The sequence below is a fragment of the Albidovulum aestuarii genome (genome assembly GCF_029961185.1).
Classification (GTDB): domain Bacteria; phylum Pseudomonadota; class Alphaproteobacteria; order Rhodobacterales; family Rhodobacteraceae; genus Albidovulum; species Albidovulum aestuarii.
On the sequence record NZ_JASBQQ010000001.1, the window covers coordinates 438,034 to 462,215 of the forward strand.

The 24,182-nt window shown below is 64.0% G+C and carries 22 protein-coding genes; 10 read left to right on the forward strand and 12 right to left on the reverse strand.

The window, feature by feature from the left end; all coding sequences use genetic code 11:
- Positions 1-42 precede the first annotated feature (42 nt).
- Entirely contained in the window at positions 43-501 is a 459-nt protein-coding gene (locus QKW60_RS02210; protein ID WP_282366090.1) for a GatB/YqeY domain-containing protein, read from the reverse strand.
- A 183-nt stretch (positions 502-684) separates the two neighbouring features.
- Here QKW60_RS02210 and carA point away from each other — a divergent pair, with 183 nt between their 5' ends.
- Positions 685-1,839 carry a glutamine-hydrolyzing carbamoyl-phosphate synthase small subunit gene (carA, locus tag QKW60_RS02215; protein WP_282366092.1) on the forward strand — a complete coding sequence of 385 codons (1,155 nt, stop codon included), beginning with the start codon at positions 685-687 and terminating at the stop codon, positions 1,837-1,839.
- A 117-nt stretch (positions 1,840-1,956) separates the two neighbouring features.
- On the forward strand, positions 1,957-4,200 hold the full coding sequence (locus QKW60_RS02220; RefSeq protein ID WP_282366093.1) for a glycosyltransferase: 2,244 nt from the start codon (positions 1,957-1,959) through the stop codon (positions 4,198-4,200).
- On the opposite strand, the gene QKW60_RS02225 is transcribed toward QKW60_RS02220, so the two are convergent.
- On the reverse strand, positions 4,132-4,767 hold the full coding sequence (locus tag QKW60_RS02225) for a GntR family transcriptional regulator (protein ID WP_282366095.1): 636 nt from the start codon (positions 4,765-4,767) through the stop codon (positions 4,132-4,134). The genes QKW60_RS02220 and QKW60_RS02225 overlap by 69 nt on opposite strands.
- A gap of 107 nt (positions 4,768-4,874) precedes the next feature.
- Between QKW60_RS02225 and QKW60_RS02230 the strand changes: the two genes are divergently transcribed.
- The 3 genes from QKW60_RS02230 (at position 4,875) to QKW60_RS02240 (ending at position 7,101) form a co-directional block, all read left to right on the forward strand.
- Complete coding sequence (locus QKW60_RS02230) at positions 4,875-5,522, forward strand: pyrimidine 5'-nucleotidase (RefSeq protein WP_282366096.1); 648 nt, start codon at positions 4,875-4,877, stop codon at positions 5,520-5,522.
- A 79-nt stretch (positions 5,523-5,601) separates the two neighbouring features.
- Positions 5,602-5,835: a hypothetical protein gene (locus QKW60_RS02235; protein WP_282366098.1), complete on the forward strand. Its 234-nt coding sequence runs from the start codon at positions 5,602-5,604 to the stop codon at positions 5,833-5,835.
- A gap of 72 nt (positions 5,836-5,907) precedes the next feature.
- A complete protein-coding gene (locus QKW60_RS02240; RefSeq protein WP_282366100.1) occupies positions 5,908-7,101 on the forward strand; it encodes a UbiH/UbiF family hydroxylase in 1,194 nt (397 codons plus the stop codon).
- On the opposite strand, the gene QKW60_RS02245 is transcribed toward QKW60_RS02240, so the two are convergent.
- From QKW60_RS02245 to QKW60_RS02265, 5 genes are read right to left on the reverse strand one after another with little or no spacing between them, the layout of a single operon-like run.
- On the reverse strand, positions 7,098-7,916 hold the full coding sequence (locus QKW60_RS02245) for a class I SAM-dependent methyltransferase (RefSeq protein ID WP_282366101.1): 819 nt from the start codon (positions 7,914-7,916) through the stop codon (positions 7,098-7,100). The genes QKW60_RS02240 and QKW60_RS02245 overlap by 4 nt on opposite strands.
- Before the next feature lie 59 nt (positions 7,917-7,975).
- Positions 7,976-9,106 (reverse strand): aminotransferase class V-fold PLP-dependent enzyme, encoded by a 1,131-nt coding sequence (locus QKW60_RS02250; RefSeq protein WP_282366102.1) that lies wholly within the window; start codon positions 9,104-9,106, stop codon positions 7,976-7,978.
- A gap of 37 nt (positions 9,107-9,143) precedes the next feature.
- Positions 9,144-9,509, reverse strand: a complete 366-nt coding sequence (locus QKW60_RS02255; RefSeq protein WP_282366103.1) for a cupin domain-containing protein — start codon at positions 9,507-9,509, stop codon at positions 9,144-9,146.
- A gap of 15 nt (positions 9,510-9,524) precedes the next feature.
- Positions 9,525-9,983 carry an Lrp/AsnC family transcriptional regulator gene (locus tag QKW60_RS02260; protein ID WP_282366104.1) on the reverse strand — a complete coding sequence of 153 codons (459 nt, stop codon included), beginning with the start codon at positions 9,981-9,983 and terminating at the stop codon, positions 9,525-9,527.
- Positions 9,980-10,438: an Lrp/AsnC family transcriptional regulator gene (locus tag QKW60_RS02265; protein WP_282366105.1), complete on the reverse strand. Its 459-nt coding sequence runs from the start codon at positions 10,436-10,438 to the stop codon at positions 9,980-9,982. Before QKW60_RS02265 ends, QKW60_RS02260 begins: the two co-directional genes overlap by 4 nt.
- A 127-nt stretch (positions 10,439-10,565) precedes the next feature.
- On the opposite strand from QKW60_RS02265, the gene ilvC reads away from it, so the two are divergent.
- Positions 10,566-11,588: a ketol-acid reductoisomerase gene (gene ilvC / locus QKW60_RS02270; protein WP_282366106.1), complete on the forward strand. Its 1,023-nt coding sequence runs from the start codon at positions 10,566-10,568 to the stop codon at positions 11,586-11,588.
- 67 nt (positions 11,589-11,655) lie between these two features.
- On the opposite strand, the gene glmM is transcribed toward ilvC, so the two are convergent.
- From glmM to QKW60_RS02295, 5 genes are all read right to left on the reverse strand, one after another.
- Positions 11,656-12,999, reverse strand: a complete 1,344-nt coding sequence (gene glmM, locus QKW60_RS02275; RefSeq protein WP_282366107.1) for a phosphoglucosamine mutase — start codon at positions 12,997-12,999, stop codon at positions 11,656-11,658.
- Positions 12,996-14,009 (reverse strand): dihydropteroate synthase, encoded by a 1,014-nt coding sequence (folP, locus tag QKW60_RS02280; RefSeq protein WP_282366109.1) that lies wholly within the window; start codon positions 14,007-14,009, stop codon positions 12,996-12,998. Before folP ends, glmM begins: the two co-directional genes overlap by 4 nt.
- A 47-nt stretch (positions 14,010-14,056) precedes the next feature.
- Positions 14,057-14,917 (reverse strand): dihydroneopterin aldolase, encoded by an 861-nt coding sequence (locus QKW60_RS02285; protein ID WP_282366111.1) that lies wholly within the window; start codon positions 14,915-14,917, stop codon positions 14,057-14,059.
- Positions 14,918-15,005: 88 nt separating this feature from the next.
- Positions 15,006-15,692, reverse strand: a complete 687-nt coding sequence (locus tag QKW60_RS02290) for a cell wall hydrolase (protein WP_282366113.1) — start codon at positions 15,690-15,692, stop codon at positions 15,006-15,008.
- A 199-nt stretch (positions 15,693-15,891) separates the two neighbouring features.
- The gene (locus QKW60_RS02295) at positions 15,892-18,435 is read right to left on the reverse strand and encodes a putative PEP-binding protein (protein WP_282366115.1); all 2,544 of its coding nucleotides are present in this window, start codon (positions 18,433-18,435) and stop codon (positions 15,892-15,894) included.
- Between the two features lie 151 nt (positions 18,436-18,586).
- Between QKW60_RS02295 and QKW60_RS02300 the strand changes: the two genes are divergently transcribed.
- The 4 genes from QKW60_RS02300 to QKW60_RS02315 are packed head-to-tail and all read left to right on the forward strand — an operon-like array spanning position 18,587 to position 24,146.
- Positions 18,587-19,654 carry an AI-2E family transporter gene (locus tag QKW60_RS02300; RefSeq protein WP_282366117.1) on the forward strand — a complete coding sequence of 356 codons (1,068 nt, stop codon included), beginning with the start codon at positions 18,587-18,589 and terminating at the stop codon, positions 19,652-19,654.
- A 1-nt stretch (position 19,655) separates the two neighbouring features.
- Positions 19,656-20,330: a P-loop NTPase family protein gene (locus QKW60_RS02305; RefSeq protein ID WP_282366119.1), complete on the forward strand. Its 675-nt coding sequence runs from the start codon at positions 19,656-19,658 to the stop codon at positions 20,328-20,330.
- Between the two features lie 41 nt (positions 20,331-20,371).
- Entirely contained in the window at positions 20,372-22,534 is a 2,163-nt protein-coding gene (locus tag QKW60_RS02310) for an RNA degradosome polyphosphate kinase (protein WP_282366120.1), read from the forward strand.
- Between the two features lie 10 nt (positions 22,535-22,544).
- The gene (locus QKW60_RS02315) at positions 22,545-24,146 is read left to right on the forward strand and encodes a Ppx/GppA family phosphatase (RefSeq protein WP_282366122.1); all 1,602 of its coding nucleotides are present in this window, start codon (positions 22,545-22,547) and stop codon (positions 24,144-24,146) included.
- Positions 24,147-24,182 lie beyond the last annotated feature (36 nt).

The following is a 24,182-nucleotide window of genomic DNA, read 5'->3' on the forward strand; positions in this document are numbered from 1 at the left end:
CCCGCAGGGCAATGGGGGGCAGACAGCCCCCCATTGGACGTCTCAGCCGAGCTTTGCCTTGACCATGGGGCCAACCGCGCCGAAATCCATCTGCCCGGTAAACCTTGCTTTCAGTGCCGCCATCACCTTGCCCATGTCGCGGATTGACCCGGCACCGGTCTCGGCGATGGCCGCATCGACCGCCGCCGCAACCTCCGCCTCGTCAAGCTGGCGGGGCAGGAAATCCTCGATCACCCGGACTTCGTTGAGCTCCTTCTCGGCCAGTTCCAGCCGCCCGCCCTCTTCATAGGCGCGCGCCGATTCCTGGCGCTGCTTAACCATGCGGCCGAGGATAGCCAGCACCTCGGCATCACCGACAGTGCCCTCGCCGCCCTCGCCCCTTAGGGCGATGTCCTTGTCCTTGATTGCGGCATTGATCAACCGCAGCGTCGACAAACGCTCCGCATCCTTCGACTTCATCGCGTCCTTCAACGCGGTGCCGATCCGTTCGCGCAGTTCCATCGGGTCTCCATCCCCTGAGCTTCCGAAGACCCCCACCATATCTGCAACGCAAGTCCGACACAACCGGCAGATTTTTCAATAACTCATTGAAATCGTTACGTAAGCCATATCACACCTACCCCCTTGACCCCGCTTGCCCCGCCCCTTAGGTTCCGCGGGATTTGACCGCCGGGGAGTCGCGCCATGCCCAACAGTGACAAGCCCACCGCCTGCCTCGCGCTGGCCGACGGCATGCTCTTTTACGGCAAGGGTTTCGGCGCCACGGGCGAGACGGTCGCCGAACTGTGCTTCAACACCGCGATGACCGGGTATCAGGAGATCATGACCGATCCCTCCTATGCCGGGCAGGTCGTGACCTTTACCTTCCCCCATATCGGCAATGTCGGCGTGACGCCCGAGGATGACGAGGCGGCCGAGCCGGTCGCCGCTGGCATGGTGGTGAAATGGGACCCGACCGAGCCGTCGAACTGGCGCGCGGCCGGTCATCTGGTCCAATGGCTGGAAAAGAACGGTCGCATCGGCATCGGCGGCATCGACACTCGCCGCCTGACCCGCGCGATCCGACAGCAGGGCGCACCGCATGTGGCGCTCGCGCATGACCCCGAGGGCAATTTTGACATCGCCGCACTGGTTGCGAAGGCGCGGGCATGGTCCGGCCTTGTCGGCCTCGATCTGGCCAAGGACGTGACCTGCGCCCAGAGCTACCGCTGGGATGAAACCCGCTGGGCCTGGCCCGATGGCTATGGCAAGCGCGAGGGCGAAGGTTTCCGCGTCGTGGCCATCGATTATGGCGCGAAACGCAACATCCTGCGCTGCCTCGCCTCTGCCGGCTGCGACGTCACCGTCCTGCCAGCCACCGCGACCGCCGAAGAGGTGCTGGCCCACAATCCCGAAGGCGTGTTCCTGTCAAACGGCCCCGGCGATCCTGCGGCGACCGGCGAATATGCCGTGCCGATGATCAAGGACGTATTGTCCCGCGACCTGCCGGTCTTTGGTATCTGCCTTGGCCACCAGATGCTCGCACTCGCTGTCGGCGCCAGGACGATCAAGATGAACCACGGCCATCACGGTGCCAACCATCCGGTGAAGGATATGGAGACCGGCAAGGTCGAGATCACCTCGATGAACCACGGATTCGCCGTTGATGCCCAGACCCTGCCCAAAGGCGTGAAGGAAACCCATGTATCGCTCTTCGACGGATCGAATTGCGGCATAAGGCTGGAAGGCCGCCCGGTCTTTTCGGTGCAGCATCACCCGGAGGCGAGCCCCGGCCCGCAGGACAGCTTCTACCTCTTCGAGCGCTTCGCACAGGCAATGCGCGACCGGCGCGCCGCCTGACAGCCGGGCGTTTCTCTGGAATCACCTGCAAATCTTAACAAAGTTTTCCGGGTTCCCTTAACCCGGCATTAACCCTGTCGGCCTCAGGCTCAGCGAAAGCTCGGCACCGGAGGCCCCATGGCACCCGTCGTTTCGCATCTTCGTCTCGTCCCGGACCCTGCGGCCCAGGCGCCCGCCGCGACCACTGATCTGCCCGCGCGCAAGCCGCGCCGCACGCAGCGGCCCGACCGCAAGCCGCTCTGCCAGATCCTCATCGACATGAAGGCGGTAGAGCCGGGCAATATGCTCAAGGCGATCGCGCTCCGGGACCGGGAAGAGGCGCGGCTCGGCGATATCCTTCTGACCCATGGCTGGGTGACCGAGGCCGACCTCACGGCGGCTCTCTCGCTGCAATGGGGGGCGCGGGCGCTAGATATCATCGCCAATCCGCCAGACGCGCGGTTGCTGGACCGGCTTGGCGCCGGGTTCTGCCTGAAACACGGTGTCCTGCCCTGGCGCCAGATCGGCGGCGCGACGGTCGTCGCGACCTCGCGGCCCGAAGAGTTCGCCCAGCTTCGCAACTCTCTGCCGGAGGATTATGGCCCAGTTATCATGGCGCTGGCCCCCGAGCGCGACCTTCACACGGCCCTTGTCGCAACGCGCGAGACGACGCTGATCCGCAAGGCCGAAACACGCGTTCCCGAAGCTGAAAGCTGCCGCAGCCAGAACATCATTCGCGCGCGCCGCATTGCCGTCACCGCGCTTGCCGCGCTGGCAACGGGCGCGGTGATCGCGCCGGTGCAGACCTATCTTGCCCTCGCCTTCTGGGCGGTCCTCTCAACCGTCGCGTTCACGGGGCTGAAATTTATCTGTTTCCGCGCCGAATCCCGTGCCCAACGCCGCGCCCCGCCGTCGCTGCCGCCAAGGCCGATGGCCCGATTGCCCATCGTGTCGGTCATGGTTCCGCTCTTTCGCGAGGACGACATCGCACCACGGCTGATCCGCCGGATCGGCCGGATCGACTATCCTAAGGAACTGCTCGACATCCTTTTGGTCGTCGAGGAGGACGATCACCAGACCCGGACCGCGTTGGAACGCCGTGGCCTGCCGCGCTGGATGCGGGTCGTCACGGTGCCTGACGGGCCGATCCGGACCAAACCGCGGGCGCTGAACTACGCGCTCGACTTCTGCCGTGGCTCCATCGTCGGCATCTGGGATGCCGAGGACCGCCCAGAGCCACAACAGATCCGCAAGGTCGTGCGCGGATTTCACGAGGCGGCGCCGGATGTCGCCTGCCTTCAGGGCATTCTCGATTTCTACAATGCCGGGCACAACTGGCTGACCCGTTGTTTCACCGTCGAATACGCCTCGTGGTTCCGGGCCTTCCTGCCCGGACTGGCGCGGCTCGGCTTCGTCGTGCCGCTCGGCGGCACCACGCTCTTTTTCCGGCGCGATGTGCTGGAGCAGCTTGGCGGCTGGGACGCGCATAACGTGACCGAGGATGCCGATCTTGGCGTCAGGTTGGCCCGTCATGGCTACCGGACAGACCTGATCGACACAGTGACAGAGGAAGAGCCCAATTCCCATGCCGTGACATGGATTCGTCAGCGTTCGCGCTGGCAGAAGGGCTTTGCCGTCACCTGGGCCAGCCATATGCGTGACCCCGCCCGGCTGTGGCGCGAGCTTGGGGCCAAGCGGTTCTGGGGCGTGCAGATCCTCTTTGTCGGCTCACTGTCGCAGGCCGTTCTTACACCGGTCCTGTGGTCGTTCTGGCTCATCACGCTCGGCCTGCCAACGCCTTTGAACGATGCGCTGCCACCGATGCTGCTGCTGGCTGTTGGGCTCGTCTTTGTCTCGGCCGAGGCGATCAATATCGCGGTCGGTATCTGGGCAACGAGCGGTCCCGTGCACCGGCACCTGCAAAAATGGGTGCCGACGCTGCATGTCTATTTCCCGCTGGCGGCGCTGTCGTCTTACAAGGCGCTTTATGAATGGATCACCCGTCCCTTCTACTGGGACAAGACTGCTCATGGCGTCGTCGCCGCACAACAGGACATCGCGGCCATGCTACCGGCCTATCTCCTGACCGATCCCGTGCATGTTCCGGCCGACCTGCCGCCTTCGGTCCAACTCCATTCCGACCGCAGCGCCGATTCCCGGCTGCATCTCTTCAGCATTGGCGACAACGGACATACGCAGCCATATTCCATGGTGGCCGAGCCGCGTGCAGATTTCGCACCGGCTTCGCCGCAACGCCCCGCCCTGGCGCTTTTACCAAGCGCGCCCGAGGCGACCTATCTTCTGTTGTCGCCTCTACCCGGCACTGCGCACCGAACCGGCATCGAGCTTCAGCCGGGTCTCGAAGGCGCGGGAGATATGTGACCTGAGCGCATCGGCGGCCGCATCACCATCGCCCGCCGCGATCGCCTTTACGATCGCCTCATGTTCGCCAAGCGCCGCCTCCCCCCGCCCCTCGGCCGCAAGCGAGGTTGTGGCCAGAAGCGCCATCGACCGATGCACTAGGTCAAGCTGCTGCACCAGATAGCGGTTGTGCGAGGCAAGGTGGATCTGCTTGTGAAACCGCCGGTTGGCGCGCGACAGCGCCGGGGGATCGTTCAGGAACTCACGGTCCGCCTCGACCATATCGGCAAGAACTTTGACCTCTTCCGGACTCGCATGTTTCGCCGCGAGCTTGGCTGCTAGGCCTTCCAGTTCGGCGCGCACGACGTAAAGCTCGGCCAACTGGTTGTGATCGAGCGAGGCCACGATCAGCGACCGCCCGTCGCGCGCCAGCATCGACTGGGTTTCAAGCCGCTGCAACGCCTCTCGCACCGGGGTCCGCGACACTCCGAACCGCTCGGCCAGTTCCGCCTCGACCAGCCGATCGCCGGGCCGGTAGATGCCCTGATCGATCGCCTCCAGAATTAACGTATAGGCGTCCTTCTGCATCGTGGTCCCTTCTGCCCGTCCCCCGCGGCGCGGAGCCTAAGCGCCTGCGGTCACTCTTGGCAACCCATCCCATTGCGGCGCATGCGCGCAGCGCATAATGTCGCGCCATGCCGCGCGAAGCCTTTTCCCATGTCGAGGCCTGGGTCTTCGACCTCGACAATACGCTCTATCCGCCCTCGGTCCGGCTCTTTGACCAGATCGAAGTACGGATGACGGCCTATGTGATGGACGCGCTCGGCGTCCCGCGCGAAGAGGCCGACCGGCTGCGCAGCCACTACTGGAAGCTCTACGGCACGACGCTGGCGGGGCTGATGCATGAACATGGGCTCGACCCGGATCCCTATCTCATTGATGTACATGATATTTCGTTCAGCGCGCTGAAACCCGACCCGGGCCTGCGCGAGGCGATCGCAGCCCTGCCGGGTCGGCGGATCGTCTACACCAACGGCTCGGCACCCTATGCCGAACGGGTCCTCGCCGGGCGCGGACTCAGCGGACTTTTTGACGCGGTCTATGGCGTGGAACATGCAGGCTACCGGCCGAAGCCCGAACGCATGGCCTTCGAGACGATCTTTGCCCGTGATGGCGTCGCCCCCGAAAAGGCCGCCATGTTCGAAGACGATGTGCGCAACCTCGCCGCCCCGCATGAGATGGGCATGCGGACCGTGCATGTGGCACCCGCGCCCGAGCCTGCACCCTTCATCCACCACCATACCGACGACCTTCCCGCCTTCCTCAAAAGCCTCCTGAGCTAATCCCGGCCTGCGGCATTCAGACCCGTTGCCGCACGGCCAGCGCGTTCATATCTGCCCTTCCGCGCAACAGGAGAACACCATGACTGTAACCACTGCCCACCGACCCTGGTACTTCGCCATCCCCGTCATCGGCTGGATCGCGCGCGACCTGATCCATGGGACACGGGACAATATCCTCTATTTCCTCGTCATCCTGCTGACCCTTCTGGTGCTGGCGGTGAAAACCTGGGGACTTGTGGCGCTGGCCATGACCGCGCTCGCCACGGTGCCGGTGATCTTCGCGACGCTGATCCTGATCACGCTCGGGAAGTAGTCCCGCGACGGTGTGCCATCTGGCTGTTCATCCGCCTCTGGCCTATTGTCCTTTCAAGTGAAAGGCGGGGCCATGGCAGAGACGACCGGTATCCTGATTTCCGGCGGCGGGGTCGCCGGGCTGACCGCAGCAGCGGCCTTCGGTGCTACGGGGTTTTCAGTGATCTGCACCGATCCCGCCCCCCCCGTCACCGATGATGGCGAGGGTGCCGACCTGCGCACCACCGCCTTTCTGCAGCCGGCCCGTTCCGTCCTGACCGAGGCCGGACTGTGGGACCGGCTTGCCCCTCACGCGGCGGAACTCAAAGTAATGCGCATCGTAGATGCAGGTGGCGAAACGCCCGAGCCGCGTGTCACAAAGGATTTCGACGCCGCCGAGATCGGCGACGAGCCCTTTGGCTGGAACTTTCCCAACTGGCTTCTGCGCCGCGAACTGGTGGCCCGGGTCGCCGAATTGCCGAATGTCGATTTCCGCCCCGGCATCGCGACACGCGGGGTTCTGACCCGCGAAACCGAAGCGCGGGTGACGCTGTCGGACGGGGCGCAGGTCTCGGCCCGGCTTCTGATCGCCGCCGATGGGCGGGGCAGCCCGGTGCGTGAAGCCCTCGGCATCGGCGTGAAGACCATGCGCTATGGCCAGAAGGCGCTCGCCTTCGCCGTTACCCACCCGATCCCGCATCAGAATGTCTCGACCGAGATTCACCGCACCGGCGGGCCGTTCACCCTCGTTCCCCTGCCCGACCGCGACGGCAAACCCTGTTCCGCCATCGTCTGGATGGAACGGGGACCGGAAGCCGAACGCCTCGCCGCCCTGCCCGTCCCGGAGTTTGAGACGGCGATGTTCGAGCGCTCCACGGGTCTCTTCGGGCCGCTGACACTGGTCACAAAACGGTCGATCTGGCCGATGATCGCCCAGATCGCCGACCGGTTCGAGGCCGAACGCACCGCGCTGATCGCCGAGGCCGCCCATGTCGTGCCACCCATCGGCGCGCAGGGGCTAAACATGTCGCTGGCCGATCTTGCCTGCCTTCTGGACCTTGCGAAAGCCGCGCCGGAGCGGCTTGGCGACCGGACCATGCTGCAAAGCTATCACCGCCGCCGCTGGCCCGAGGTTAAGGCGCGGGTTCTGGGCATCGACCTTCTGAACCGTACCTCGATGCTCTCGCCCCGCCCGCTGCGCGACATGCGGGCCAGCGCCCTGAATGCGCTCTATTCGCTCGCGCCGGTCCGAAAAACGCTGATGAAAGCCGGACTGGGGATGCACTAGGCTTCGCACAGAAAGCTGACAGTCCGGATGCGGCACTCGGTGAGGTTCTGCACCTGATTGCGCACCATTTCTTCAAATCCCTCGCCAAAGACGATCCCGCTTGAACTCGCACGCGCACCGGACCGGGCGATCCTCGCAGCCACGTCCTTGAACCAGTCCAGACTTTCTTCGGTTGAATCGATCCGCTCCAGCCGCGTGAACCCGGCGGCAACAAGCAGTTCGCCAACCTCATCAGGCGTCGCCACGAAGCTGATCGACGCGTCCCGCGCCCATGGCACCGGATAGATGATGTCACCGCCCTCGCCCTGCATGACATCATAGACCGCAAACCGCGCGCCCGGTTTCAGCACGCGATGCGCCTCGGCATAGAGCTTGTCCTTGGCGGCAATGTTCATCGCGACGTGAACGGTCAGCGCGGCGTCGAACGCGTTATCCTCGAAAGGCAGAGCCGTGGCATCGCCCTGAACGAAACGCACCTTGTCGGAAAGCCCGACCCAGCCGCTCATCTCATCTGCGGCCCGGCAAAACTCCGGCGTGAGGTCGATCCCCGTGACGTGACAGCCCCAGGTCTCGGCCAGCGTCCGTGCAGGGCCACCTAGGCCCGACCCGAGATCGAGCACTCTCGTCGTCGGACCGAGCAACAGCGCCTCGCCGAGTTCCAGCGTCGCCTTGCGGCCACGGATGTGAAACTCGTCCACCGGACCCAGATCAGCCGTGGTGATCGCCGCCAGATCCTTGCCATCCTGCTTCAGGCTCGCCGCGATCCTTGCGGCAAGCCCTTCACCACGGGTGTAGTGTTCTGCGACATCTGTCATCGTCGACCCTCCCCCCGCGGCCAAGTCTAACCGCAGGCGGGCCGTCCGGGCAAATTTGGTCAGCCCATCGCGGCGTCGAGCGCACGTTTGATCCGCTCGACCGTACCCTCGACATCGTAAAGCTTGTCGAGACCGAAGAGGCCAAGGCGGAAGCTGCGATAGGCCTCGCCCTCGCCCACCTGCAAGGGAACGCCCGCTGCAATCTGCACGCCGGCGGCGAGGAATTTCTTGCCGGTCTGGATATCGGGATCGTCGGTGAAGCTGACCACCACACCCGGCGCGCCGAAGCCTTCGGCGGCAACCGACTTGATGCCGCGCGACTTCAGTTCGGCCCGAACTGCATTGCCAAGCGCCCATTGCGCGTCTCGCAACTTCTCGAAACCATAGTCCTTGGTCTCGACCATCGTGTCGCGGAAGGCCGTCAGCGCATCGGTCGGCATGGTCGCATGATAAGCATGACCGCCGCCTTCATAGGCCGCCATGATCGAGCGCCATTTCTTCAGGTCCATCGCGAAGCTGGAGGAATTCGTGCCCTCCATCCGCTTCTCCGCCTCGGCAGTCATCATCACGAGCCCGGCCGAAGGCGAGGCCGACCAGCCCTTTTGCGGCGCCGAGATCAGCACATCGACGCCCGTCGCCTTCATGTCGACCCAGACGCAGCCCGAGGCGATGCAATCCAGAACGAAAAGCGCGCCAACCTCATGCGCGGCATCGGCCAGCGCCTTCAGGTAATCGTCGGGCAGGATCATGCCGGATGCGGTCTCCACATGCGGCGCGAAGACGACATCGGGCCTTACCTCGCGGATGGTCTTCGTCACGTCCTCGATCGGCGCGGGGGCGAAGGGGGCCTGCACATCATTGCCCGCGCGGCGCGCCATAGCGACATGTGTCTCACCGGCAAAGCCGCCCGCCTCGAAGATCTGGGTCCAGCGGTAGGAGAACCAGCCGTTGCGCACAATCAGCGCGCGTTTGCCCGAGGCGAACTGGCGGGCGACGGATTCCATCGCATAGCTGCCACCCCCCGGCACCAATGCCACCGCATCGGCGTTGTAGACCTCTTTCAGCATGGACGAGATATCCCGCATAACCTGCTGGAACTTCTTGCTCATATGGTTGAGCGAGCGGTCGGTGAAGACGACCGAAAACTCTTCAAGGCCATCGGGGTCGATATTGGGCAGTAGCGCAGGCATGGAGCGTGTCCTCAGTAAAGTGTGTCAGGTGCAGAGATCAGACATGTTGAACGATGACGCATTCGAAGTCCTCACCATCGAGGACCCGTGTATGGTGCCCCTTTCCGGTGGTGTCTTCCATGCGCCAGACCGTGCCCGCCCCTATCGTTCGTTCGGTTCCGTCACTTGCCGTTACTATGGCCGTGCCCCGCAGGCAAACCAAAGTCTGCGGGATCGGGCTTGCATGGGCAGGTTCGTCCCATCCGGCGCGGAGCCTGAGAAACAGCATCTTGCCCGCGCGGACCGGGTCGGAGATTTCGATCGCCTTCGCAGGCGGTGCGAACGTGCGTTCCCTGACGCTGACCTCAACATCGCGCCAGCGGCTTTCCCCCGTCTCATCCGCATACAAATGGTGGTACTGCATTATCCCTCCCTCGGCTCAGCCAATCGGACCCGGCCGCCGTTCCTCGGATAGAAGCACATTGGCCTCGACGTTGCCAACACCGGGCAGGGTCATGATCCGGCGGCGCAGGACCCGTTCAAAATCGGCCAAATCGCGGGCGGTCACACGCAGGCGGTAATCATAAAGGCCAAGAACGTGCTGGACAGTCTGCACCTCGGGGATGGCGGTAGCGGCGCGCTCGAAATCCTCAAGGCTGACTCGACCCTTTGTGGCGAGTTTCACGCCAAGAAAAACGGTGACGCCGAATCCGAGCCTTTCGGCATCAAGCTCGATGCGGCGCCCCGCGATCACCCCCGCCTCCTCCAGCCGTTTGATCCGTCGCCACGTCGCAGGCTGGGAAAGCCCCAGCGACCGCCCCACGGCGCCCGCGCTTTGCGTGGCATCCGCGACCAACGCACGCAGGATCGCCCGGTCGGTATCATCAAGGTCGATCACAGCGCGAGGCTCCTGGTTTCCTTGATGGTCGAGACGAGCATCAGGCTTTCGATATCGGCGATATGCGGCAGGGTCAGGATACGGTCGCGGTACACTTCCTGATAATGGCCCATATCGCGGGCGATGACGTTGAGGCGGATATCGACGCGGCCAAGGAAGGTCTGAATCTCGATCACCTCTGGCACCTCACGGGCAGCGTCTAGAAATTCGTCGAAGGCGCGCGGATTGGTCTTGTCGAGTGTGAAGCGCAAGCTGACCTCGACCGCCCAGCCGAGCGCGCGCCAGTCGATCACCGCGTGCTGGCCCTTCAGCACGCCCGCCTCGGTCAGCTTCTCCAGCCGCCGCCAGCAGGTGGCCGCCGTCACGCCCGCCCGTTCCGCCAGTTCGGCGGTGGCAAGGCCCGGCTCTGCCAGAAGCTGGCGCAGGATGCGGCGGTCTGTGTCGTCGATTTGCATGATTTTTTCGTATTGTACCGACAAATAGAATTGAATTTCACGATATACGTGAATCTTATCGAACTTTGAACGGTAAATCACCCGCGCCTGTCTATCTTCGCCCCAGCAACGAAGAAAGGAACGCATCATGCGCGTCTATTACGATCGCGACTGCGATATCAACCTGATCAAGGACAAGAAAGTCGCCATTCTCGGCTACGGCTCGCAGGGCCACGCCCATGCGCTGAACCTGCGCGATTCGGGCGCCAAGAACGTGGTCATCGCGCTCCGCGAAGGTTCGCCCTCCGCCGCCAAGTGCGAGAAAGAGGGCCTGAAGGTCATGGGCATCGCCGAGGCGGCTGCCTGGTGCGACGTGATCATGTTCACCATGCCGGACGAACTGCAGGCCGAGACCTACAAGAAATACGTGCATGACAACCTGAAAGAGGGTTCGGCGATTGCCTTCGCCCACGGCCTCAACGTGCATTTCGGCCTGATCGAGCCGAAGGCCGGCGTCGACGTCATCATGATGGCGCCTAAGGGCCCCGGCCACACCGTGCGCGGCGAATATGTCAAGGGCGGCGGCGTGCCCTGCCTCGTGGCGGTCCACCAGGACGCGACCGGCAAGGCGATGGAAATCGGCCTTTCGTACTGCTCCGCCATCGGTGGCGGCCGGTCCGGTATCATCGAGACGAACTTCCGTCAGGAATGCGAAACCGACCTCTTCGGCGAACAGGCGGTGCTCTGTGGTGGCCTTGTCGAACTGATCCGCATGGGCTTCGAGACTCTGGTCGAGGCGGGCTATGAGCCCGAGATGGCCTATTTCGAATGCCTGCACGAGGTGAAGCTGATCGTCGACCTGATCTACGAAGGCGGCATCGCCAACATGAACTACTCGATCTCGAACACCGCCGAATACGGCGAATACGTCTCGGGCCCGCGCATCCTGCCTTACGACGAGACCAAGGCCCGGATGAAGGCGGTTCTGACCGACATCCAGACCGGCAAGTTCGTGCGTGACTTCATGCAGGAAAACTCGGTAGGCCAGCCGTTCTTCAAGGCGACCCGTCGCCTGAACGACGAACACCAGATCGAACAGGTCGGCGAAAAGCTCCGCGCCATGATGCCCTGGATTTCCAAGGGCAAGATGGTCGACAAGTCGCGGAACTGACCCTACGTCGAATCGAAACAAGAAAGGGCAGCCTGAGGGCTGCCCTTTGTCATTTCCGGAATTTTTGTCAGACCGCCGCTTCGACCGCCGCGACGATGCCATCGACAACCTCGGTCAAAAGCGCCTCATCCTCGCATTCGGCCATGACCCGGATCAGGGGCTCGGTGCCAGATTTGCGGATTAGAAGGCGACCAGAGCCGTTCAGCCGCGCCTCGGCGCCGGTAATCGCGTTCTGCACGGATGCGGCGGAAAGCGGTTCCTTTCCGGCACCATAGCGGACGTTCTTTAGAAGTTGTGGCACGGTGTCGAACTGGCGAACCAGTTCCGAGGCGCGCTTTCCGGTCTCGGCCATCGCCGCAAGGAACTGGAGGCCGGCAATCAGCCCGTCGCCCGTGGTCGCATAGTCCGTCATCACGATATGGCCCGACTGCTCGCCGCCAAGGTTGAAGCCACCCTCGCGCATTCGTTCGACGACATATCGGTCTCCGACGGCGGTGCGCTCCAGCCTGAGGCCGCGCCCGGTCAGGAACCGCTCCAACCCCAGATTGGACATCACGGTCGCGACCAGCGCACCACCCTTCAGCCGCTCGGCCTCGGCCCAGCGCGCCGCGAAGAGCGCCATGATCTGGTCGCCGTCGGCCAACCGCCCGTTTTCATCGAGGATCATCACCCGGTCAGCATCGCCATCCAGCGAGATGCCGAGATCAGCGCCATGGGCCACGACCGCCTCTGCCGCCGTCTGGGTATAGGTGGAACCGCATTTTTCGTTGATGTTGAAGCCGTTGGGCGACACGCCGATCGGGATCACCTCGGCCCCGAGCTCCCACAGAACCTCCGGCGCGGCTTTGTAGGCGGCGCCATTGGCACAGTCGACGACGACCTTCAGGCCGGAAAGCGCCCCGCGCACCGGGAAAGTGGTCTTGGCATATTCGACATAGCGGCCAAGCCCGTCATCGATCCGCTTGGCCCGGCCGATATTCTGCGGCTGCGCGAGCGCGATATCGCCTTCGAGGATCGCCTCGATCTCGGCCTCAGCCTCATCCGACAATTTGAAACCATCGGGGCCAAAGAACTTGATGCCGTTGTCATGGGCGTGATTGTGGCTTGCAGAGATCATGATGCCAAGATCGGCGCGCATGGACCGGGTCAGGAACCCCACGCCCGGCGTCGGCACAGGCCCGAGCAGCAGCACGTTCATGCCGGTCGAGGTCAGCCCTGCCGTCAAAGCGTTTTCCAGCATGTAACCCGACAGCCGCGTGTCCTTGCCGATCACCACACGGTGACCGTTCCGACCGTCGGTGCGGAAGAACCGCCCCGCCGCAGCCCCGAGGCGCAGCGCCATTTCTGCTGTCATCGGATGCGTGTTTGCGGTCCCCCGCACACCGTCGGTGCCGAAAAGCTTCCTGCTCATGTCGTTTCTCCCAGCGTCACGGCCTGCCAGAGCCTCAGCGCCTGTTTTGCCTCGGTCATATCATGAACGCGGTGAATCTGCACGCCCTGAGCGATGCCGGCCAGCGTCACCACCAGTGTACCCGGCACCCGATCATCCGCCTTGTCCGCCCGCCCGATCGTGCCGATGAAGCGCTTGCGCGAGGCCCCGAGCAGGATCGGACAGCCGAGCCCGTGGAAAAGCGACAGACCCCTGATCAGGGCAAGGTTGTGGTCAACCGTCTTGCCGAAACCAATCCCCGGATCGACGATGATCCGGTCGCGGGCGATTCCTGCGGCCTCGGCAACGGCGACGCGGGCCTCAAGGTAGTCATAGACATCGAGTAGAACATCGTCATAGCGCGGGTCGTCCTGCATCGTCGCCGGGTCGCCCTGGGCATGCATCAGGCAGAGCGGTACGCCCGCCCTGGAGACCACTGACGCCAGCTGAGGATCATAGCTCAACGCCGCGACATCGTTGACAATCTTCGCCCCGGCTGCAAGCGCTGCCTCTGCCACCTCCGCTTTGCGCGTGTCGATGGAGACGGGCGTCTCAAGTCCCGCGCCGGTCAGCGCGCGGATCACCGGTTCGGTGCGCCCGACCTCTTCGCCGACGCTCACCGCCGCAGATCCCGGCCGCGTGCTTTCGCCGCCGGTATCAAGAATATCGGCCCCCGCCTCTGCCATGCCTCTTGCATGGGCAACCGCAGCATCGGCCGCATGGAACCGGCCACCGTCGGAAAAACTGTCCGGCGTGACATTGAGGATACCCATCAGGCGCGGGCGGTCCATCGCCAATCCCGCAATTGGGGCGCGCGGGTCGCACAACCGTCGCAGCACCGTTTCGGGCACGTCATCGACGGTGACCACCTTTGGGGCCTTGCCGCGTTCCAGACGCTCCAGCCGGTCGAACCACGACCAGCCGCCTGCAAGCCAGGGCGCAAGGGCCGGACGGGCGGCATCGGTGTGGGCGATGGGACGGTAATAGATCATGGCGAGCGGTTTAGGCCGGGCCGGGCGGGGATGGCAAGCGGCCCGTGTCAGACCCGCTCCACCGGCACGCGGCAACCCGCCGGAATTGCAACATCGCCGTGAGCGATGACCTTCGTCGCGCCGAGGTCTTCGGCCAGCCAGCAGGCCAGTACGCCTGCATCCGCGCCTTGTGGTGCGCCAGGTGTGTCGAGCACCAGTTTCGAGGGTGCCCAGACCACAACCTGCCCCTGTTTCAGCGCCCAGTCGAGTTCGGTGCGGGTGGCAACCACCGTCAGCGCCGTGTCATCGGCAGCCATTCCCCACGCCGCCTGCTCCATCGAAAGAAGGTCGATGCGAAGCTGAGCGACGCCGGTCGCGGCGACGGGCCGTTTCTCGGGTAAGGGCGGCACGACCACGGCCGGACCTAGCGCGCGGCCTATCTGCCAGCCACCCTGCCCCGATACGTGGACGACCGGCATTGGTGTTTCGGCCGCCACGGCGGGGCCCGCGATATCGGCGCGGCTGCGGACGATCTCTACCCCCAGCGCATAGGGCCCGCGGTCGAGCTTCTCGATCCTCAGGAAAACGCGTTCCGCCTGCGGTTCGGCCAGAATACGGGCCGCGATGTTTTCAGAAAGCGTTTCCAGCAGGTTCAGCCGCTCCGCAGCCAGTTCCGCGTCGATCGCCTCAGTCAGCCGGTCATAGGAGAGGATCAGATCGACATCGTCACCCGCCTCGCCCTGCGGGGCAAGCTCCACCACAACATTGAAGCGCAGCCGCTGCTCCTGCCCGCGTTCGACCTGAAAGGCACCGATATCGGCGGAGACGACGTAGTCGCGCAGCGAAAGACGGTCGGGCGGGTTCGGCCCGCCCATGGCTTTCGCCCGCTCTTCGGGATGGGCGAAGGCCTGGGTGATTTCGTCGGACATGGAAGGCTCCGGGGCAGCGTCGCGGGCGATCATAGCGCCGCGCGCGGGCACCGAAAGGCGGAAGGCGGCAGGTCGCCGCCTGCCAGCGTCAGTTCATCGCGGTCTGCAGGGGCGCCCGGTAGAAGATATGGCGACCGATTTTGGCCGTCTTCTCGAACCGCTTCGCCCAGGAAGGCCGCACGGCGGGCGTGTGGAAATAGGTCGCGCCATCGGTCAACTGGCGCGGGGCGCCGTCAATCATCGCCCGCGCGATCTTGCCCGCCACGGTCCATGCGCCGCGATCACGGATGTTTTCGGGCCGCCCGTCACAGGTGAACGAGAACTGGCAGCCGCGCGAATTGCCCTGATTGACCACGCCGCAGATCGTCCGCGGGAAGGTCGGGCTTTCAACCCGGTTGAGAATGACCTCGGCCACGGCGGCCTGGCCCTTGATCCCCTCGCCGCGCGCCTCGAAGTAGAGCGCCGTCGCAAGGCATTCGAATTCCGGTCCGCCCTTGGCGGCGGGCTGCTTGGCCAGCCAGTCCGCGTCATAGGCGATATCGCCGACGGTTTTCGACTTCGACGGCTTCACAGCCGGCGGCGTCACGATCTTGCTCAGCCGGGCGGCGCTCACAGCCCCCAGCGCGGCCTTTTCCTGGCCAAGGAGCGCCGTGAGGTTCATACCCAAGGCAGCAGTCGGATCATTGGACTGGCTCACCGTCATTTCGGCATGCACGCCTCCGGCGAGGGCGAGGAGCAGCACCGCGCTCCCGGTCCAGCACTTCAGCACTGACATTGTTCTTTCCCGAATTACTTCGTCGAGCCACAGCCCCCCAAGGCTTTGACGGAGGCGGACATAGCCCAAATGGCGGACCCCGTCCACCCTTGAGACATTTATGCAACAATACCTGTGGATAACCCGCAAGCTGTTTCCGATCAGGAAACCGCGTCAGATCAGGTAGCGCGCACCCACATATCAATCAAGCTATTGATAATTAATGTTCTTTTTTTGGATTTTGCCGATCTAGAAGGGCAAAATGGGCCGCAGCAAGTCGCGCCACAGGCACCCGGAAAGGTGAGCAAGAGACGTAGTCGAAGCCCAGCCTGCGACAAAATGCAATAGAGTCGGGGTTGCCGCCATGCTCTCCGCAGACCGAAAGCGTCACATCATGTCGCATTTCGCGCCCACGCGCCGAGCCGATAAGCAAAAGTTCGCCGACACCTTCCTCGTCCAGAACATGGAAAGGATCCTCTGGGTAGACCCCTTGCTGGACGTAATCGCCCATGAAGCGACCAGCATCATCACGCGACAGGCCATAGGTCATCTGCGTGAGGTCGTTGGTGCCGAATGACAGGAACGCCGCATGCTGGGCGATGTCGCCCGCCCGCAGCGCCGCACGCGGGGTTTCGACCATGACCCCAAGCCGGTAGGTGAAATCCGCACCCGTCGCGGTCCGGACCGCTGCAGCAACCGCATCGATACGCGTCTTGACCAGCTCCACCTCGCGCTTGGCCGAAACCAGCGGGATCATCACCTCGGGCACGACTGGCGCGCCGCGCTTCGACGCCTCGACCGTCGCCTCGAAAATCGCGCGGGCCTGCATTTCGTAGATTTCGGGCACCGTCACGCCAATCCGTACACCGCGCAGGCCAAGCATCGGGTTGAATTCCGACAACGCCTCCACCCGGCGCATCACTTCCGACAGCGGCCGGTCGAGCGCCTCGGCCAGTTCGCGCATTCCCTCGCGGTCCTGCGGCAGGAACTCGTGCAGGGGCGGATCAAATAGCCGGATACAGACCGGCTGCCCTGCCATGATATCAAAAAGTGCGATGAAATCGGCCCGCTGCATCGGCAAGAGCAAATCCAGCGCGACCTTCCGGTCCTTCGCCGTGTCGGCAAAGATCATCTCACGCATCACCGTCAGACGGTCCTCGTCGAAGAACATGTGCTCGGTCCGGCAGAGCCCGATGCCCTCGGCCTCGAACATCCGCGCCGTTCGGGCATCATCCGGCGTATCGGCATTGGCCCGGACGCCAATGTCGCGCACATTGTCGGCCCAGTGCAGAAGCGTCGTGAACCATTCGTCGAGCGCGGGTTCCAGCATCTCGGCCTGACCGGCCAGAACATCGCCTGTCGTGCCGTCGACGGTGATCACATCGCCTTCGCGGAAGCTGCGGCCATCCTTGGTCTTCAGAACCTTGTCACGCTGATTTATGGCGATTTCCGATGCCCCGACGATGCAGGGCAGACCAAGGCCACGCGCGATCACGGCCGCATGGCTGGTCACCCCGCCGCGCTCGGTCAGAACAGCCACGGCGGCATGCATACCACGGATATCCTCGGGTGAGGTTTCACGGCGGACAAGAATGCAGCGTTCATCCCGCGCCGCCGAGGCCTGAGCATCGGCCGAGGTGAAGACCAGACGGCCAGATGCGCCGCCGGGGCTGGCGGCAATGCCGCGTGCGATCCGATCGCGCGGCGCGCGCGGATCCACCTGATAGTGGAGCAATTCGGAAATCGCCCGCGGCTCTACCCGCAGGATCGCTTCCTCACGGTCGATGATCTTGTTTTTGGCAAGCGTCACGGCAATCCTGACGCTCGCGCGGGCCGACCGCTGAACGCGAACCGCATCGATCACCTTCAGCGCGCCGTTTTCCAGCGCGAATTCGATCTGCATCTCCTCGCGCAGCTTCCGGCGGCAAATCTGGCAATGCTCCTGCAGCGTGGTAAAAACCTCCGGCGCTGCTTCTTCCAGCGAATGTCCCCGCTTGTCCTTCACGAGAAAGAGCGTTTCTTCCGCCTTGCGATTGACCGGATTCAGCCCGCGGAACCGGCCTGTGACCTGCGGCGCGCCGGTTACGGGTTCAATGAGCTGGATCGTGCCGCGCCCTGAAAGACCAGGACCAAAGGCCTGCGCCATTTCCTGAACCACCAGCCCCAACGGCGCATCGGCGGGCGCCCCCTTGGCCGCGCGCAGAAGCCGGGCGGTCGTGCCTTCCCAGGCGCGGGCCATCGACCGCATCACCTCGGTAAATTGCTGGGCAGGGGATTGGGGGAAATCCTCGTCCATCTCGGCTTCATAGGCCGCAAGCGCAGCAGCCAGAGCCTCGGACGACGGTTCGGCAGTGAACATGTCCGGGTCAAGCCGCGCCACATGGATCGCATAGGACTGGACAAAACCGAGATAGGTAGCATCGGCAAAGGCCTGTCCGTGGTCGCGGACAAACTGTGCATGTTTATCAGCATTCATGCCGACATTCAGAACAGTGTTCGGCCCGCCCCAGTCAGGATCGCCCGGCGAGGGCCGGATCGAAACCAGCACGTCATGGAAAAGCGCGGCGATACCGTCGATATCCGGCATCTGCCCGGCAGCGATGGCGCGCACGGTGTCGCAGGGCAGGGCCACGGTCTTCGGTACCGGCAGATCAAGACGGATCAGCCGCTGCAGGCACTTCGCCCGCCAGCCATGACGCGCGGTGTCAATCGCCGCCGACGGCGTGACCTCGGTATACTGTGTGAAATCACTGTGCTTCTGCACTGCGGCAACCTTTCTTCGCGGTGCAGAATAACGCCGATCCGTTTGCGCGCAAGCAAAAGCGCTGCAAACGGCCTGTGACGCAGCGCCTCGGCCTCGCTGCTTGCGCGCTGCCGCGCATTGCGCCATGACTGGCCCGACACAGGAGACGACGATGGCATTGCCGATCCGGCATCAGGCAACATATTGGGGCATCGCGGCGGGCGTATTCTTTGCCGCGCTCTGGGGCTTGGGAAATGTGATCCTGCCCTTCCTCGTCGGCGGTGCGATAGCCTATTTCCTTGACCCGGTTGCGGATCGTCTTGAACGCGCGGGACTGAGCCGCTCGGCGGCGACATCGGTCATATCGGTGGCGGCGCTTCTGATCTTCATCCTGCTGTCGCTTCTCATCGTCCCGATGCTGGTGCGCCAGCTCGTCGGTCTGGTCAATGCGGCACCGACGATCTTTGGCGAATTGCAGGGCTTCCTCACTGCGAAGTTTCCCTCGCTGATGGATGAACAAAGTGCCCTGCGCGACGCGCTGAACGGCATCGGCAAGACCATTCAGGCACGGGGCGGCGAACTGGCGCAGGGACTGCTGACCTCGGCGCTGTCGGTCATCAACGCCATCGTCTTCATCGTCGTGGTGCCCGTCGTCGCCTTCTACCTGCTGCTCGACTGGGACAATATGGTCGCCAAGATCGACAGCTGGCTGCCGCGCGACCACAGGGACACAATCCGCACCATCGCCCGCGACATCGACCGGGTGCTTGCGGGCTTCGTGCGCGGGCAGGTTTCGGTCTGTATGGCGCTCGGCACGTTCTATGCCGTGGCGCTGATGCTGGCGGGGCTGGATTTCGGGCTGATCGTCGGGGCCATAGCCGGGCTTATCACCTTCATTCCCTATGTCGGCGCGCTGATCGGCGGTGCGCTCGCCATCGGGCTTGCGCTCTTTCAGTTCTGGGGCGACTGGCTCAGCATCGGCATCATCGCCGCGATCTTCGCTGCGGGCCAGTTCCTAGAGGGCAATGTCATCACGCCGCGCTTTGTCGGCAAATCCGTGGGCCTCCACCCGGTCTGGCTGCTCTTCGCCCTCTCGGCCTTCGGCACCGTCTTCGGGTTTGTCGGTATGCTGGTCGCCGTCCCGGTCGCTGCTGCCATCGGCGTACTGGCGCGCTTCGGTGTCGGCCAGTATCTGAGCAGCCGTCTTTACACAGGCCTTGCCGGGCGGGACGAGGAATAAGATGCCCCGCCAGCTTGCCTTCGACCTGCCGGTGCGCCCCGCACTGGGACGCGAGGACTTCTTCGTCTCTCCCGCCAATGAGCTGGCGCTGGCTGCGCTCGACGCGGGTGGCTGGCCGCAGGGCAAGATGCTGCTTCTGGGGCCCGAGGGCTCGGGCAAGAGCCATCTGGCACAGGTCTGGGCGGGCGACACGGGCGCGCGGGTGATCGTGGCCAGCGATCTTGCCACCCTGCCCCTGCCCGAGGCCGGACCGATGGTGGTTGAGGATGCCGACCGCATCGCGGGCGACCGCGTGGCGGAAACCGCGCTCTTTCACCTGCACAATCACCTGCTGGCCGCAGAGGCTCCTCTGCTGCTGACTGCATGGCGGGGCCCGACGCATTGGGGCCTCATCCTGCCCGATCTGAAAAGCCGGATGGAGGCGACCGCCACGGCCGAGCTTCTGCCGCCCGATGACGCGCTCCTCTCGGCTGTCTGCCTGAAACTCTTCGCCGACCGCCAGTTGCAGGTCACCCCGGCCCTCATCCAGTGGCTCATCCGCCGCATCGACCGCTCGTTCGCCGCCGCGCGGGCCACCGTCGCCACGCTCGACGCCGTGGCACTTCAGCGCGGACGGCCCGTGACGCGGGCTTTGGCTGCCGAGGTGCTGGACACCGCGCCGCACGACGACGCATGATGCGTCACGAAAGCGTCACATATCTTTATAATAAGCCCCGCATGACACAGGCAGATTTCCTCAAGGCCCCCTTCCCCAAACCGGTTACGCTGCCTGAGGCGGACCTTACCGGCCCGAAACGTTTTTTTAACCGCGAACTGAGCTGGCTGGCCTTCAACTGGCGGGTTCTGGACGAGGCCCGCAATCCCCGCGTTCCGCTGCTGGAACGCCTGCGCTTCCTCTCGATCTCTGCCACCAACCTTGACGAGTTCTACACAGTCCGCGTCGCGGGCCTGCGCGAACTGGTGCGCGCGGGCAATTCGATGCACTCGGATGACGGACTTTCGCCTGCCGAACAGCTTGCCTTGATCAACGCCGATGCACGCCGCCTGATGACGATGCAGCAGACGGTGTGGAACAAGCTGAGGAAGGAACTCGACGCGGAGGGGATCGTCCTTCTAACCCGATCGAAGCTGACCAAACGGGATGAGGCATTCCTTGCCGACTACTTCCTGAACAAGGTGTTCCCGGTCCTGTCGCCGCTGGCCATCGACCCGGCCCATCCCTTCCCGTTCATCCCGAACACCGGCTTCTGCCTCGCGCTGGAGCTGGAACGTGACAAGGGCAAGCGCCATTTGCAGGCGCTTCTGCCGATCCCGCAGCAGATTCCGCGTTTCGTCGCCATGCCGGGTGGCAAGCGGTTCCTGCCGATGGAAGAGATGCTGCTCCTTCACCTCGGTTCGCTCTTTCCCGGCTATTCCGACACCGGCCACTGCGCCTTCAGGGTGCTGCGCGACAGCGATATCGAGGTCGAGGACGAGGCCGAAGACCTTGTCCGCGAGTTTGAGACCGCGCTGAAACGCCGCCGCCGGGGTCAGGTGATCCGGCTGAAGATGACGGCGGGCGCACCCGAAGGACTGCGCGCGCTGATCATGGAGGAACTGGCCGTCACGCCCGACGAGGTCGTGGAGGTCAGGGGCATGGTCGGCATGGCGGATCTGAAAGAACTGGTGCTGGACAGCCGCCGCGATCTGCAATGGCCGTCCTTCACGCCGCGCGTACCCGAACGCGTGCAGGACCATGACGGCGACATGTTCGCGGCGATCCGCCAGAAGGATATGCTTCTGCACCATCCTTACGAGACCTTTGACATGGTCATCCGCTTCCTCTCTCAGGCGGCGGCGGACCCGAATGTGCTGGCGATCAAGCAGACGCTCTACCGGACATCACAGGACAGCCCCATCGTCTCGGCGCTCTGCGAGGCGGCGGAGGCCGGAAAATCCGTCACCGCGCTCGTGGAACTGAAGGCGCGGTTCGATGAGGCCGCCAATATCCGCCAGTCGCGGCGGCTGGAACGCGCGGGCGCCCATGTCGTCTATGGCTTCATCAACTACAAGACCCATGCCAAGATCTCGACCGTGGTGCGGCGCGAGGGCGAGAACCTCGTGACCTATACCCATTACGGCACCGGCAACTATCACCCGATCACGGCCCGCATCTACACGGACCTCAGTTTCTTCACCTGCGACGCACCGCTTGGCCGCGACGCGACCAAGGTCTTCAACTACCTCTCTGGTTATGTGCAGCCCGAGGGTCTGGAGAATATCGCGATTTCGCCAATCAGCCTGAAACCGCGCCTCTTGGAGTTGATCGCGGCTGAGGCAGAGCATGCGAAGGCCGGCAAGCCTGCGGCGATCTGGGCCAAGATGAACTCACTGATCGAATCCGATATGGTCGATGCCCTTTACGCGGCCTCTCAGGCCGGCGTGAAGATCGAGCTCGTCATACGCGGCATCTGCGGCGTCCGGCCGGGGATCAAGGGCCTATCCGAGAATATCCGCGTGAAATCCATCGTTGGCCGGTTCCTTGAACACAGCCGCATCATCTGTTTCGGCAATGGTCACGGTCTGCCCTCGAAACACGCCCGCGTCTTCTTTTCCTCCGCCGACTGGATGGGCCGCAACCTCAACCGCCGGGTTGAAACGCTGGTCGAGGCGACCAACCCCACCGTCAAGGCACAGATCGTCAGCCAGATCATGGCGGCGAACCTTGCCGACGAGGCGCAAAGCTGGGTTCTGATGCCTGACGGGCGCTATGTCCGCGACCTGCCTGAAGGGCGCGACGACCTCTTCAATTGCCACCGGTTCTTCATGGAAAACCCCTCGCTTTCGGGCCGCGGCTCGGCGGGGGCGAAGGACGTGCCGAAACTCGCCCATGCCGATTGAGGATCTCCGGATGCCTGCCAGCACCGCCAGGAAAAAACCGACAAGCCGAGAGAAGAAGAAGGAAAAGGTCGCCAAGGCCCGGTCGCTGGCCGAGGATTCCGGCCCCTTCGGCAAACCGTTGTTCGACGACCCCTCCGCCCGCGCGCTGGAACGGGTCGGCGTGGTCGATGTCGGCTCGAACTCCGTCCGTCTGGTGGTCTTCGATGGCGCGGCGCGCAGCCCGGCCTATTTCTACAATGAAAAGATCATGGCGGGCCTCGGTCAGGGGCTGGCTGAAACCGGGCGGCTGAACCCGACCGGCCGTGCAAGGGCGCTCGCGGCGCTGAAACGCTTTGCGGCACTCGCCAAGGGCATGGAGCTCCCCTCCCTGTCCTGCGTCGCCACGGCGGCGGTACGCGAGGCTGAGGACGGGCCGGAATTTCAGGCCGAGGTGGAGCGCGAAACCGGGCTGAAGCTCTGGGTCATCGACGGGCTGGAAGAGGCGCGTTTGTCGGCGCAGGGCGTTCTGCTCGGCTGGCCCGAGGCCGAGGGCATCGTCTGCGATATCGGCGGCAACTCGATGGAGCTTGCAGAGGTTTCCGGCGGCAAGGTCGGCCGCCGCGTGACCTCGCCCCTCGGCCCCTTCCGGCTGCAACAGATCAAGGGCGGCAAGAAGGGCCTTCAGGCCTATATCAAGGAAACGGTGGAGAAACTCGCGGCCGAGATCGGCACGGGACACGAACGCATCTATCTGGTCGGCGGATCATGGCGGGCGATCGCGCGGCTCGATATGGAACACCGCGCCTATCCGATGACGGTTCTGCACGAATACCGGATGAAACCGCAGGCCCTTTTGCAGACACTGCACTGGATCGGCGAAAGCGACATGAACGATCTGAGGGCGAAAACCGGCACATCGGCGGCCCGGATGGAACTGGTGCCGCTTGCCACTCAGGTGCTGCGCCAGTTGGTGCTGACCTTCCGGCCGAAGGAAATCGATGTGTCGTCCTACGGTATCCGTGAGGGGTTGCTGTATGAGCAGATGCCCGACCGTCTGCGAATGCGCGATCCGCTGATCGAGGCCTGCCGCCATGCCGAACGCACGATGGCGCGGATGCCGGGTTTCGGCAAGAAACTCTATCAGTTCCTGCTGCCGCTCTACGCAAGTGAAAGCTTTCAGAAACTGCGCATGATCCGCGCGGCCTGTCTTCTGCATGACACGACCTGGCGTGCGCATCCCGACTACCGGGCCGAGGTCTGTTTTGACAACGCCACACGCGCCAATCTTGGCGGGCTCAGCCACCCCGAACGGGTGTTCCTCGGGCTCTCGCTCCTGCACCGTTACAAGAACTCGCGGGCAGGATCCCGGATGGAGCCGCTCTTTGGCCTTCTGAGCGAGGCGCAGATCAAGGAGGCGGAGGTGCTGGGCAAGGCGATGCGCTTTGGCGCAATGTTCGCCGTAAAGTCGCCCGAAGAAGCCGGGGAACTGGTCTGGCGACCGAAGAAAAAGGTCTTGGAACTCAGGCTCAACACCCATTCCGAGGCACTGTTCGGCGAGGTGGCACAGGCGCGGTTCGGATCCTTGGCCGATGCGCTGGGGGCAGAGGCCATCGTGACGAACGTCGCCATCTGACCTTCGGCGGGGTGAAAAAGCGGCACGCCGCACCGC